This window comes from Halomonas sp. OfavH-34-E (assembly GCF_024124525.1).
Lineage (GTDB): Bacteria > Pseudomonadota > Gammaproteobacteria > Pseudomonadales > Halomonadaceae > Halomonas > Halomonas litopenaei.
On sequence record NZ_JAMXRY010000081.1, the window covers coordinates 1 to 12,388 of the forward strand.

Genomic DNA, 12,388 nt, shown 5'->3' on the forward strand with positions numbered 1-12,388 from the left:
CGTGCCGTCTGCGTCGTTGCCATCGAGGTCAACCACGTCGCGGGCGACGTCGCCGATGGCCATGACGTTACCGACCACCGGCAGCATGTAGGCGGCCTGGACGACCACGTCGAGTACCGTGACGGAACCTTCCTCCACGTCCATCATTATCACGGCTTCCGGGGTCTCGCCTTCGCTGTAGGGCTCGGCGGTGATCACCCGGCGGTGATTGAGGTGTTCCCTCAGGGGGATAAGGCCGCCCCCGTGCTCATCGGCGGTGAATTCGGTCGGCACGGCCGGGCGCTGGCCGGTGTCTGCGATGGCCTCGGTGGGAAAGGGCCGATGCCCGGGGATCATGCCGTCATCCATCCTCAGTGCCCTCCGGTCACGTTTGGCTGGTCGCCAGGTACCGATGGCAGCTCATGAGATGGGGATGAAGGAGCGAGGGTAGATGGCACGGTGGATCCTCCCTGAACGACGCAGTGGTTCGACTCTGGAGGATCCTACTGGCGAGGCGAGGCCGGGACAGCAGGAAGAAGGTGCTTTCAGAAAGGGCTTACGCTAGAAACATCCATGTCGTCCAAGATGTGCCGCAAAATGTCGAGTTCAGGCGTTATCGACGAGGGGCGGGCAGGGCGCGTTCTGGTACAAACGCGAAACGATCCAGGAGACACTTGTGCAAAGAGTCTTGCTGGTGAATGGGGAGGACCGGCGACGTCGGTGTACTCAGCTCCGATCCTCGTTCGTCAGGGCGTATCGTCAAAGGCGAGGGGCGCCTGGGCGGCGTCGGCCACGTCGATACCGGTGGTCAGGCGGTGCTCCATGGGCACCTTGGCCATGCTGGTGAGGAAGAACTCGATAAAGGTTGTCTCCGCCACGCTGGCGCGGCCTTCGCGGTGCCACATCAGGTGCAGGTCGATATCGGCCACGCCGTCGTAGGGCGGCAGCGGCCACAGCTCGCCGTCCGCCACCTGCCGGGCTACCAGGTGCTCCGGCAGGCAGCCGATACCCCAGCCGGCCATGACCATGCGCTGGATCTCCTGCAGACGACTGGACTGCCCCACCACCGGGCCCTTGAGGCCGTGCTGGGCGCGGAACACCGCCAGCGGCGACAGCACCCCGTCGAGCTGCTCGCTGCCGAAGGACACGTAGGCCTCCTGCTTGAGTTCTTCCATGGGCAGACTGTCGCGGCCGAACAGGCGGTGGCTGCGCCCGCAGTACAGCCGATAGCGCTGACGCGCCAGCACCTGACTGTCGAGGTTGTCCGGGCAACTCTGGGCCAGACAGATACCCAGCGCGCTCTGGCGTTGTGACAGGGCGTGCTGCACCTCCTGGCTCGACATGTCCTCGATTTCGAAGGTGATCTGTGGATAGCGACGATGGAAGGCCGCCAGCACGCTGTCGAGAAAGCGACACTGGATACCGGTGATAAAGGCCAGCGAGACGTGGCCGGCCACCTCCGGGTCCGACTCCCCCACCGAGGCCGCCAGGCGTGCCACATTGGCGTAGATATCCACCGCCTCGCGGTACACCAGCTGACCCGCCTGGGTCACCCGAAAGCGATGGCTGTCGCGTTCGATCAGCTTCTGGCCCAGCCGTTCTTCCAGCCGTTTCAGCGACAGGCTCACCGCCGGCTGAGACAGGTACAGGCGCACCGCCGCCTTGCTCACGCTCTCTTCCTGCACGATGACGATAAAGGTTCGCAGCAGGTTCCAGTCCAGGGTGTCGTGAATCGGCCGCATCACCGGCTCCTTTCATTTCTGTCAGCAAGAGGCGCTCGTGCGGACGATCTGTCCTCGCCGAAGGCGCCCTGATGTTGGCCTGTGTATGGTTGGCCAAGCTGTTGTCAGAGAATACACCGTCGGCCGTTGCCGGGCATGGGTTACCTCCTGCCAGCTTCGGCCTGGTCGAGGGTAACCGGCCAGGCGAGTCGATCCCTTCTTGCTGGAAAGAGCTGTTCTTCTGCTGAAAGGTGGCCGATAGGGTGTCGAAATTGTCGCCTGTTGCAATAACGACGATGGAGCTGGGTGGGCGTCTATACGAAGGAAGGTGTTTTCTATAGGTCGTTGTATTATATGGTTTATCAGGCGTTATTGGGGTTTTGTCTTATCATGTTTGGCGTAAAATACTTCGAGGTAATAGCCCTTTAATACGAGATTTTTCACAAGATAGTGCTCTTTATTTTTCTGGTTTTTATATTTTCATTTTGTTGTATAAATTCCGTAAATTCTACATATTAAAAATCGAAAAACTCGATCGGTGCCTTTCCATTGACCCCGGTGTGTCGGCCTGACTAGATTGAAGTGGTATCGAAGATCCTTCTGCCGGACGCATCCCGCCTCGGCCACGGATGATAACAACCATAAACGCGAGGAAGACCATGAATCGCTCCCTGTCCCGACTCTCCCGCTCCATCCTGACCGTGTCCGCGCTGTCGCTGTCTGCCCTGTCACTGTCGGCGCTGTCACCCGATGCCCAGGCCACCGATCTGCGCATGCTGTCGAGCTACGACCTGACCTCGGCCTACACCCGCGAAGTCGCCCAGCGCTATATCGACAAGGTCCAAGGCGCCAGCGACGGCGAGGTCTCCATCAGCCTCAATGGCCCCGACGTGGTGCCGCCGTTCGAACAGCTGCAGCCGGTCTCGGTAGGGGTGTTCGACCTGCTCTACACCCACGGCGCCTACCACACCAACACCACCGGAGTCGGTGCGGCCATGGACGGTGTCTTCGTCGATCCCGCCAAGACCCGCGAGTCCGGCCTGTGGGACTTCATCGACAGCCACTACAACGAGCTCGGCCTGAAGCTTCTGGCGATTCCGCCGCTCGGCTCCAGCGGTTTCCAGTACGTGCTCAAGGAGCCCATCGAAGGCTCGCCGGGCCTCGAGGGACGTCGTCTGCGCGGCAGCCCCACCTACACCAACGTGACCCAGGGCCTGGGTGGCACGCCGGTGCTGATGTCCAGCGGCGACGTCTACTCCTCGTTGGATCGTAACGTCATCGACGGCGCCGCCTGGGGCCTCAACGGCGTCGAGGATCTTGGCTGGCACGAGGTGGCGGGCTACTTCTCCAAGCCCACCTTCGGCCAGACCTACACCTACCTGCTGATGAACCTCGACACCTTCAATGGCCTCAGCGAGCAGGAGCAGTCGGTGCTGCTGGCCCAGGGCGAGGCGCTGGAAAGCGAGATCGCCGGGGTGCTCGACGAACTGGCGGTCGAGGAATGGGCGCGCCTGCGGGAGCTCGGCATGCACGAAACCGAGTTCGCCCCGGAAGACGCCGAGCGTCTCGACGAACTGGTGACCGAAGGCATCTGGCAGCTCGGCCTCGACAAGTCGCCGGAGGCGGTGGCCAAGATGCGCGAGATCGCCGAAAGCAACGACATGACCCCCTGATCGGATCGCTCCCATGCTGGCTACCCTTGCCCGTTGGCACGATGGCCTCACGCGATTCGGCTTCTACCTCGGCGGTGCCACCCTGTGTGGCATCGTCGTGTGTTTCTGGATCGAAGTGGTGGCCCGCTACTTCTTCAACGCCCCGACCCTGTGGTCGAGCTCCATCGTCGCCTACTGCCTGTGCCTGTCGGCCAGCCTGGCCATGCCGGAACTCGCCCGTACCCGTGGGCATATCGCCATCAGCGTGCTGCAGGACAGCCTGCCCGCCGCCCGTCGACAGGGCTTCGAGCGCTTCACCTCGCTGCTGACCGCGGCGGTGTGCGCGCTGGCGGCCTGGATGCTGATCAGCGAGAGCCTTCGCCAGTTGGCCAGCGGCACCACCACCGCCATGGGGCTCGATATCCCCAAGGTGTGGGTGTCGAGCTTTATCGGCTACGGCTTTTCCAACACCGCGCTGCACTTTCTGCGGCGCGCGCTGCTGCCCGCCACCGTCGAGTGGCCCAGCGACAGTCCACGGCAGGAGGCGTAGACGATGGAGTGGTATGTCACCCTGGGCCTGGCCGTCGCCCTGCTGATGGGGCTGTTCGCCCTCGGCGTGCCGGTGTTTGTGGCCTTTCTGGCGATCAACGTGGCCGGCACCTTCTGGCTGATGGGCAGCGCCGGCTTCGGCCTGTTTGCCAACAGCGTCTATGACACCGTCACCTCGGAGACGCTGACCACCATCGCGCTGTTCGTGCTGATGGGCGAGCTGCTGTTCCGATCGGGCTCCATCGACGTCATCTTCGATTCCCTCGACACCTTGATGGGGCGCATCAAGGGCCGCCTGTACTTCTTCGTGGTAGCCCTGTCGACGCTGTTCGGCGCACTGTCCGGCTCGGCCCTGGCGGTGACCGCCATGCTCAGCCGTTCGGCGCTGCCGACGATGCAGCAGCGTGGCTACGACGACCGTCTGTCGATCGGCCTGATCCTCGGCGGTGCCGGCCTTGCACCGATCATCCCGCCGAGCCTTCTGGTGATCATCATCGGCTCCATGGTCGACGTCTCCATCGCTCGCCTTTTGATCGCCGGTATCATTCCGGGCATGCTCCTGGCCGGGTTGTTCGTGACCTACGTGGTGGTGCGCATGATGCTGGACCCGTCGCGGGCACCGGCGGTGGACGACTCGGGCGGCGGCAACTGGCGCCAGCGCGGTCGGGCGCTGGCCAACATGGCGCCGTTCTCGATCATCATCTTCTCGGTGCTGGGGCTGATGATGCTGGGGGTGGCGACGCCGTCTGAGTCCGCCGCCACCGGCGTGCTCGGGGCCATTCTGGTGGCCTTCTACTACCGCAAGTTCAGCCTCAAGATGGCCGGCCAGGCGCTGCTGTCGTCGCTGTCGATCAGCGCCATGATCATCACCATCCTGGCCTGCTCCAAGCTGTTCAGTCAGCTTCTGTCCTTTACCGGGGCCACCTCCGGGCTGGTGGCCGCCGCCACCGCCATGGATCTGGACACCGGCCTGATGCTGCTGCTGTTGATGCTGATCCCGCTTATCGCCTGCATGTTCATCGACCAGATCGCCTTCATGATGGTGGTCATTCCGATCTACGCCCCGCTGCTCAAGGCCTACGGGTTCGACCCGGTGTGGTTCTGGACGCTGTTTCTGATCAACCTGGCGGTGGGCAGTCTGACCCCGCCGTTCGGCTACAACCTGTTCGCGGTCAAGGGCGGGGCACCCTCGGTGTCGATGCCGACCATCTACGCCGCCGCCTGGCCGATCGTGCTGTGCTTCCTGTTCGGCATGCTGATGCTGTACTGGGTGCCGGGACTGATCACCTGGCTGCCGAGCCTGATATAAGGAAAAACGCTGTGTACACCATCGCTGACCTGCCCGCCCCGCTGGACCCCGCCCGCCATCAGCGCCTGCTCGAGTGCGAGACCGCCACCATCGGCCACTTCCGCGAAGAGGGCTTCATCGACCCCGAGATCCGCTGCCAGCTCGACGAGGTGCGGGTGGCCGGGGTCGCCGTGACCCTGTCGCTGCCGCCGGGAGACGGCACCCTGCTCAACCACGCCATGCGCCTTCTGCGTCCCGGCGATGTGCTGGTGATCGATCGCCAGGGCGATCGTCGTCACGCCTGCTGGGGCGGGGTGCTGACCGAGGTCGGCTCGCACCTGGGACTGGCCGGGGTGATCATCGACGGCACCGCCACCGACCTTGCGACCCTGCGCGCAAAGCGCTTCCCGGTGTGGAGCCGCGGCGTCTCGTCGCTGACCACCAAGCTCGCCGACCAGGGCGGCGCCATGAACCTGCCGGTCAGCGTCGGTGGGGTGGTGGTATCCGCCGGCGACGTGGTGCTGGCCGACGAGAATGGCGTGGTGGTGCTGCCGCCCTCCGAGGTCGACGCGGTGATCGACCACACCCTGGAACTGCAGCGCCAGGAAGAACGCATCCTTGAGCGACTGGCCCAGGGCGAGTGCCTTCCGGACATCAGCGGAGCAAGTTCAATGGTCGAAAACCGGCTGACGCCGTCGAACTAACGACGCTGACGCCGTCGGCAAGCTGTCTTCCGCTGACATTCGGGTCGCGCAAGTGCCATGGTCGAACATCGACTGACACCATCGAACTGACATTGGTCTCTCCTGCACGACCAACAGACCAAAAAAAACCGCCCCGAAGGGCGGCAGGCTAGTCACGACCTTCCTGGTCGTGGACACCGCGGCCAGGAAAGCCAGACGGTGTCTTCAGGGAACACGGCTTTGTCGTGGTCGAGGGCTCGACCTTACTGACGAATCAGGTAGTCGAAGGCGCCGAGGGCGGCGGTGGCACCTGCCCCCACGGCGATGACGATCTGCTTGTAGGGCACGGTGGTGACGTCGCCGGCGGCGAAGATGCCGGGGACCGAGGTCATGCCATGGGCGTCGGTGATGATCTCGCCGCGCTCGGAGAGCTCGATCGGCGAGTCCTTGAGCCATTCGGTGTTGGGCACCAGGCCGATCTGCACGAACACACCTTCCAGCTCGACCTGCTTGAGCTCGCCGCTGGCGCGCTCTTCATAGCTCAGGCCGGTGACGCGGTTGCCGTCGCCGTTGATCTCGGTGGTGCGGGCACCGGAGATGATCTCGACGTTGGGCAGACTGCGCAGCTTCTTCTGCAGCACGGCGTCGGCACGCAGCTCGTCCATGAACTCGAACAGGGTCACGTGGGCGACGATGCCGGCCAGGTCGATGGCCGCCTCGACGCCGGAGTTGCCGCCGCCGATGACCGCGACGCGCTTGCCCTTGAACAGCGGGCCGTCGCAGTGCGGGCAGTAGGCCACGCCGCGGTTGCGGTACTCGGCCTCGCCGGGCACGTTCATCTCGCGCCAGCGGGCGCCGGTGGCCAGGATCAGCGTCTTGGCGCGCAGGCTGGCGCCGGAGGCGAAGCGCACCTCGTGCTCGCCGCCCGGCTCGCTTGACGGCACCAGAGCTTCTGCACGCTGCAGGTTCATGATGTCGACGTCGTACTGCTTGACGTGCTCTTCAAGCGCGGTGGCAAGCTTGGGCCCTTCGGTCTCCTGCACCGAGATGAAGTTCTCGATGGCCATGGTGTCGAGCACCTGGCCGCCGAAGCGCTCGGCGGCGACGCCGGTGCGGATACCCTTGCGCGCGGCATAGATGGAGGCGGCTGCTCCGGCGGGACCGCCGCCGATGGTCAGCACCTCGAAGGACTCCTTGGCGCTGATCTTCTCGGCTTCACGCTTTTCGGCGCCGGTGTCGACCTTGGCCAGGATCTGCTCGAGGGTCATGCGGCCCTGGTCGAAGGGCTCGCCGTTGAGGTAGACACTCGGCACCGACATGATCTCGCGGGCCTCGACCTCATCCTGGAACAGGGCGCCGTCGATGGCGTCGTGGGAGATCCGCGGGTTGAGAATGGCCATCAGGTTCAGCGCCTGGACCACGTCCGGGCAGTTCTGGCAGGACAGCGAGAAGTAGGTCTCGAAGTGCATGTCCGCGTCCAGCGCCTGGATCTGTTCGATCACCTCGGCGCTGGCCTTGGGCGGATGCCCGCCGACCTGCAGAAGTGCCAGCACCAGCGAGGTGAACTCGTGGCCCATGGGGATGCCGGCGAACACCACCCCGGTGGGGGCGCCATCACGATAAAGGGCGAACGACGGCGTGCGTGGGTCCGTGCCTTCGGTGGACAGGCTGATGTGGTCGCTGAGCGCGGCGATGTCGCTGAGCAGGCCGTGGAGTTCCCTGGACTTGTCGCCGTCATCGAGGGTGGCGACAAGCTCGAAGGGGCGGGTGACACGTTCGAGATAGGCTTTCAGCTGTTGCTTGAGAGAGTCGTCCAACATGACAGCGGCAATCCTGATAAAAATCGGAAAATGGTAGTCTGCGGCGGGAGCGTAGTGCCGGTATCGGCGAACTGGCCGATCATTGGGCCGCAGAATCCCCACCGGGCCGAAGGGCCCGATCTCGCATAAGCGACTGGTAGGACGACCGAGACGAACGACCCGGTGGGGAAAAGGGTGTCACCTCAGGGGTGACGGGCGCCTCTGGCGAGGCGCCGTGACTGCGACAAGGGACACTAAGGCTGAGTCAGCCAGCCTTGGCGCAGTCACATCTTGCTCAAGACACTTTCGGTCAAGTGTCAGATCTGGCGGACAAGTGTCAGATCTTGCGGACAAGGCTTAGATCTTGCCGACGAGGTCCAGGGACGGCGCCAGGGTCTCTTCGCCTTCCTTCCACTTGGCCGGGCACACCTCGTTGGGGTGGGCGGCGACGTACTGGGCAGCCTTGACCTTGCGCAGCAGCTCTTCGGCGTTGCGGCCGATGTTGCCGGCGTTGATCTCGACGATCTGGATCTTGCCCTCGGGGTCGATGACGAAGGTGCCACGCTCGGCCAGGCCGTCTTCCTCGATCAGTACCTCGAAGTTGCGCGAGATGGTCAGGGTCGGGTCGGCGATCATCGGGAACTGCAGCTTGCCGATGGTCTCGGAGCTGTCGTGCCAGGCCTTGTGGGTGAAGTGGGTGTCGGTGGAGACGCTGTAGATCTCGACGCCCAGCTTCTTGAATTCTTCGTAGTTGTCCGCCAGGTCACCAAGCTCGGTCGGGCAGACGAAGGTGAAGTCGGCCGGGTAGAAGAAGACGATGCTCCACTGGCCTTTCATGTCGTCGCTTGAGACGTCGACGAACTCGCCGTTGTGGTAAGCGGTGGCCTTGAACGGCTTGACTTCGGTGTTGATCAGGGACATTCCCGTCTCCTTTGAGCGATGGGTGTATTGTCTGAAGACAGGGCTCACCTTACGCAGAAACGAGCAATTGGATAAATTGAATGGTCCGATAATCCTGATAAGAGATGGCTATGGGGTGGCTGTTCCCTTTAGTCGGCCGCTCTTTCTAACCTTCCGTTTTTCCAGTGGTTTTCTTCTTTCGCTTTCTTCTTTTGTTTTCTTCGCTGAGTTGTCGAAGCGGCTCAGTGCTCGCTTAATCGCGCGCGCAGTCGGCTCACCGCCTGGCTATGGATCTGACACACCCGGGACTCGCTGACCCCCAGCACGGCGCCGATCTCCTTGAGGTTGAGCTCCTCCTGGTAGTAGAGCGCCATCAGCAGTTTTTCCCGCTCGGGCAGCTCGGCGATGGCGGCGACCAGCGCCTCGCGGCGTTCGCCGTCGAGCAGTTCGGCCAGCGGCGCCATGCTGATCTGGTCGCTGAAGCGATGCTCGTTGCCTTCGGCGAGCAATTCCTCGAAGGGCATCAGCTGGCCATTGTTGACGTCGCTCAACAGGCGTCGGTAGCTGACCAGGTCCATGTCCAGCGCCTCGGCGATCTCGTGTTCCTCCGGGGGGCGGCCGAGGCGCTGCTGCAGCTCGCGGGTGGCCTCGTCCAGTGCCCGGGCCTGGCGGCGTACGCTGCGCGGCAGCCAGTCGCGGCTGCGCAGTTCGTCGAGCATGGCGCCGCGCACCCGCTGGCTGGCGAAGGTCGTGAACTGGGCGCCCTGGCTTGCATCGAAGCGCCCCAGCGCCTCCAGCAGGCCGACGATGCCGGCCTGGATCAGGTCATCCAGGTCGACCCCGGCGGGCAGCTTGACCTGCAGCGCCAGGGCCTGGCGACGCACCATGGGGAGGTAGGCTTCGAGCTGGGACTGATGCTCCATTCTGCCTTGTGCGGTGTACATGGCACTTTCCTCTGGGACAGCCTCAACGGTGGTTGACGATCACGCTCATGCCGTCGACAACGAGCGGCGACTCACCATCCAGGAGACGAAAACGAAAGACGAAGGGGCCGGCAGCGTCGAGGCCGGCGAAGTGTTCGGTGCTGCCGTGGGCGGCCTTCAGGCGCAGGCAGCGCTGTCCATGGCACAGGCGACCCTGCAGGCGGGCGCCAGGCGCTGTGCGATAGCGCCACACCACCCGCTCGATCACGCCCTCGACGCTGGCGGAGGGCGGCGTCAGCGGTCGCGACGACTGGTCGAGCTGGCTCGAGGCGACGGTCATGCGCGGGGCGTTGGCGGTCCAGGCACCGGGGAAGCCCTGGGCGCCGCTGGCGATCAGCCACAGCGCCAGCAGGGAGAGTGCCGCCAGGCGTCTCGGCGCACACTGGGTTCTCCGGGCAAGGATCAAGGCTGGGAGCATGGTCACATCCCCCCGACCTGATGGGTGACGCGCAGCATGCGGTCGTCGGGGATCTCGGCCTGGGACATCACCACCAGATGGCGCAGACGGCGGCGCAGGAAGCGTGCCAGCACCGGGCGCAGGCTCGGGGTGACCACCAGCACTGGCGGCTCGCCGGTGGCCTCGTGGCGGCCCAGCGCCGCCTCGGTCTGGTCCATCAGGGTCTGGGCCAGACCCGGCTCCAGGGCGCCGTTGCCGTTCATGGCCTGGTGCAGCACCTGTTCGAGCTGGGGCTCGAGGCCGATGACGTTGAGCGATTCCTGGCCGGCGAACCACTGCTGGGTGATGGCGCGGCCGAGCGCGATGCGCACCAGGGCAGTCAGCTCGCTGGGGTCCTGCTGATGGGGCGCGTGCTCGGCCAGGGTATCGAGGATGGTGCGTAGATCACGGATCGACACGTCCTCGTCCAGCAACTGCTGCAGTACCCGGGTGAAGGCGGTCAGCGACAGCGCCTTGGGCACCACCTCCTCGACCAGCGACTTCTGCTCTGTGCTGAGCTTGTCGAGCAGCTTCTGCACCTCCTGGCGCCCCAGCATCTCGGAGGCGTGGCGGTGCAGCAGGTGGTTCAGGTGGGTGGCGACCACGGTGCTGGCGTCGACCACGGTGTAGCCGTAGACCTGGGCGCGTTCGCGCTGGCTGGCGTCGATCCACACCGCCGGCAGGCCGAAGGCCGGGTCCTGGGTCGGGGTGCCGTCCAGCTCGCCGGACACCTGGCCGGGGTCGATGGCCAGCCAGCGCCCGGGCCAGGCCTCGGCGCGGCCGATCTCGGCGCCCTTCAGGGTGACCCGGTAGGTGGAGGCCTCCAGCTCCAGGTTGTCGCGGATATGCACCACCGGTGGCAGGAAGCCGACCTCCTGGGCGAACTTCTTGCGCACGCTCTTGATCCGACCAAGCAGCTCCCCCTGTTGGCGCGCGTCGACCAGCGGAATCAGCCGGTGGCCGACCTCCAGGCCCAGGGTATCGACCAGCTGGACGTCGTCCCAGCTCGCCTCCGGGGCTTCCGGGGGGGGCGCCGGGGCGGTGCTTTCCTGCTCTTCGACCAGGCGCTTCTCGGACTGGCGGGTCAGCCACCAGGCCAGGGTCGCAAGCAGCACGGTAAACAGCAGGAACACCAGGTTGGGCATGCCCGGCACCAGGCCCAGCAGGCCCATCACCCCGGCCGCCAGGATCAGCACCTTGGGATTGACGAACAGCTGGCTGATCATCTGCTGGCCGACGTCCTGGTCGGTGTTGACCCGGGACACCGTGACGCCGGCGGCGGTGGAGATCACCAGCGCCGGGATCTGGGCCACCAGTCCGTCGCCGATGGTCAGCAGGATGTAGGTGCGGGCGGCGTCGGAGAAGGCCATGTCGTACTGCATCAGGCCGATCATCAGCCCGCCCAGCACGTTGACCACCATGATGATCAGGCCGGCCATGGCGTCGCCACGCACGAACTTGCTGGCGCCGTCCATGGAACCGTAGAAGTCGGCCTCCTGGGCCACCTCGGCGCGCCGTCGCTTGGCGTCTTCCTCGCCGATAAGACCGGCGTTGAGGTCGGCGTCGATGGCCATCTGCTTGCCCGGCATGGCGTCGAGCATGAAGCGTGCGCCCACTTCGGCGATGCGCCCGGCGCCCTTGGTGATGACCATGAAGTTGATGATCACCAGGATCAGGAACACCACCAGACCCACCGCGAAGTTGCCGCCGACCAGAAACTGGCCGAAGGCCTCGATGACCTTGCCGGCGGCGTCGCCGCCTTCGTGGCCATTCATTAGCACCACCCGGGTGGAGGCCACGTTGAGCGATAGCCGTAGAAGGGTGGTGAACAGCAGCACCGCTGGAAAGGCGGCGAAGTCCAGCGGCTTTTCGGTGAACATGCTGACCAGCAGCACCATCACCGCCAGGGCGATGTTGAAGGTAAACAGCACATCCAGGGCGAAGGGCGGCAGCGGCAGGATCATCATCGCCAGGATCATGATGATCAACAGCGGGCCGGCCAGCACCTTCATCGGGATCTCGGCCATCCAGTCGCGGCGGGTCAGGTACTGGGACAACGGCTTCATCCGTGGTCTCCCGCCGGGCCGGCGATGGCGCTGTGGTCAGGCGCTGGGGTCATGGTTGTCTCTCGTCTGCTGTCACATTGCGCTCTGGCGTGGAGGCGGCCACGGCCAGTTCGGCGGGCACCTGGATGGATTCTGGGGCGGGCGGCGGCGTCTCGCCTTCGCTGGCGGCGCGTTTGAGGCCGAAGGCCCAGGCCAGCACCTCGGCCACCGCGGTGTAGAGCTCCATGGGAATCTCGCGATCCAGATCCACGTGGCGGTACAGGGTGCGCGCCAGGGGCGGCGCCTCGAGCAGTGGCACGCCGGCCTCACCGGCCAGCTCGCGGATGCGCGCG

At 64.9% G+C, this 12,388-nt stretch carries 12 protein-coding genes; 4 read left to right on the top strand and 8 right to left on the bottom strand.

Going from position 1 to position 12,388, the window contains the following annotated elements:
- A partial coding sequence (locus tag NH448_RS22250) for a hypothetical protein (RefSeq protein ID WP_253029486.1) occupies positions 1–348 on the bottom strand: 348 nt, incomplete at its 3' end.
- A 377-nt stretch (positions 349–725) separates the two neighbouring features.
- A complete protein-coding gene (locus NH448_RS22255) occupies positions 726–1,721 on the bottom strand; it encodes a LysR family transcriptional regulator (RefSeq protein ID WP_045992342.1) in 996 nt (331 codons plus the stop codon).
- 638 nt (positions 1,722–2,359) lie between these two features.
- Between NH448_RS22255 and dctP the strand changes: the two genes are divergently transcribed.
- From dctP to NH448_RS22275, 4 genes are read left to right on the top strand one after another with little or no spacing between them, the layout of a single operon-like run.
- Positions 2,360–3,373, top strand: a complete 1,014-nt coding sequence (dctP, locus tag NH448_RS22260) for a TRAP transporter substrate-binding protein DctP (RefSeq protein WP_045992343.1) — start codon at positions 2,360–2,362, stop codon at positions 3,371–3,373.
- A 13-nt stretch (positions 3,374–3,386) separates the two neighbouring features.
- Positions 3,387–3,902 carry a TRAP transporter small permease gene (locus tag NH448_RS22265; RefSeq protein WP_045992344.1) on the top strand — a complete coding sequence of 172 codons (516 nt, stop codon included), beginning with the start codon at positions 3,387–3,389 and terminating at the stop codon, positions 3,900–3,902.
- Positions 3,903–3,905: 3 nt separating this feature from the next.
- Complete coding sequence (locus NH448_RS22270; protein ID WP_045992345.1) at positions 3,906–5,210, top strand: TRAP transporter large permease subunit; 1,305 nt, start codon at positions 3,906–3,908, stop codon at positions 5,208–5,210.
- A gap of 11 nt (positions 5,211–5,221) precedes the next feature.
- On the top strand, positions 5,222–5,893 hold the full coding sequence (locus NH448_RS22275) for a 4-hydroxy-4-methyl-2-oxoglutarate aldolase (protein WP_045992346.1): 672 nt from the start codon (positions 5,222–5,224) through the stop codon (positions 5,891–5,893).
- Between the two features lie 242 nt (positions 5,894–6,135).
- Here NH448_RS22275 and ahpF read toward each other — a convergent pair whose 3' ends face one another.
- The 6 genes from ahpF to NH448_RS22305 all read right to left on the bottom strand — a co-directional run.
- Complete coding sequence (gene ahpF / locus NH448_RS22280) at positions 6,136–7,692, bottom strand: alkyl hydroperoxide reductase subunit F (RefSeq protein WP_045992347.1); 1,557 nt, start codon at positions 7,690–7,692, stop codon at positions 6,136–6,138.
- Between the two features lie 336 nt (positions 7,693–8,028).
- Positions 8,029–8,592 carry an alkyl hydroperoxide reductase subunit C gene (ahpC, locus tag NH448_RS22285; RefSeq protein WP_045992348.1) on the bottom strand — a complete coding sequence of 188 codons (564 nt, stop codon included), beginning with the start codon at positions 8,590–8,592 and terminating at the stop codon, positions 8,029–8,031.
- A 221-nt stretch (positions 8,593–8,813) separates the two neighbouring features.
- Positions 8,814–9,515, bottom strand: coding sequence for an RNA polymerase sigma factor FliA (locus NH448_RS22290; protein ID WP_045992349.1), 702 nt, complete (start codon positions 9,513–9,515; stop codon positions 8,814–8,816).
- 22 nt (positions 9,516–9,537) lie between these two features.
- The gene (locus NH448_RS22295; RefSeq protein ID WP_052704317.1) at positions 9,538–9,972 is read right to left on the bottom strand and encodes a flagellar protein FlhE; all 435 of its coding nucleotides are present in this window, start codon (positions 9,970–9,972) and stop codon (positions 9,538–9,540) included.
- Between the two features lie 2 nt (positions 9,973–9,974).
- Entirely contained in the window at positions 9,975–12,056 is a 2,082-nt protein-coding gene (gene flhA / locus NH448_RS22300) for a flagellar biosynthesis protein FlhA (protein ID WP_045992350.1), read from the bottom strand.
- Positions 12,057–12,105: 49 nt separating this feature from the next.
- Positions 12,106–12,388, bottom strand: a 283-nt coding sequence (locus NH448_RS22305) for an EscU/YscU/HrcU family type III secretion system export apparatus switch protein (RefSeq protein ID WP_253029487.1), incomplete at its 5' end; no start/stop codon positions are given.

Coding starts and splice junctions, on each gene's coding strand:
- ahpF (WP_045992347.1), bottom strand. CDS start 7,692: ATGTTGGACGACTCTCTCAAGCAACAGCTGAAAGCCTATCTCGAACGT.
- NH448_RS22270 (WP_045992345.1), top strand. CDS start 3,906: ATGGAGTGGTATGTCACCCTGGGCCTGGCCGTCGCCCTGCTGATGGGG.
- NH448_RS22295 (WP_052704317.1), bottom strand. CDS start 9,972: ATGCTCCCAGCCTTGATCCTTGCCCGGAGAACCCAGTGTGCGCCGAGA.
- NH448_RS22265 (WP_045992344.1), top strand. CDS start 3,387: ATGCTGGCTACCCTTGCCCGTTGGCACGATGGCCTCACGCGATTCGGC.
- ahpC (WP_045992348.1), bottom strand. CDS start 8,592: ATGTCCCTGATCAACACCGAAGTCAAGCCGTTCAAGGCCACCGCTTAC.
- NH448_RS22290 (WP_045992349.1), bottom strand. CDS start 9,515: ATGTACACCGCACAAGGCAGAATGGAGCATCAGTCCCAGCTCGAAGCC.
- NH448_RS22255 (WP_045992342.1), bottom strand. CDS start 1,721: ATGCGGCCGATTCACGACACCCTGGACTGGAACCTGCTGCGAACCTTT.
- dctP (WP_045992343.1), top strand. CDS start 2,360: ATGAATCGCTCCCTGTCCCGACTCTCCCGCTCCATCCTGACCGTGTCC.
- flhA (WP_045992350.1), bottom strand. CDS start 12,056: ATGAAGCCGTTGTCCCAGTACCTGACCCGCCGCGACTGGATGGCCGAG.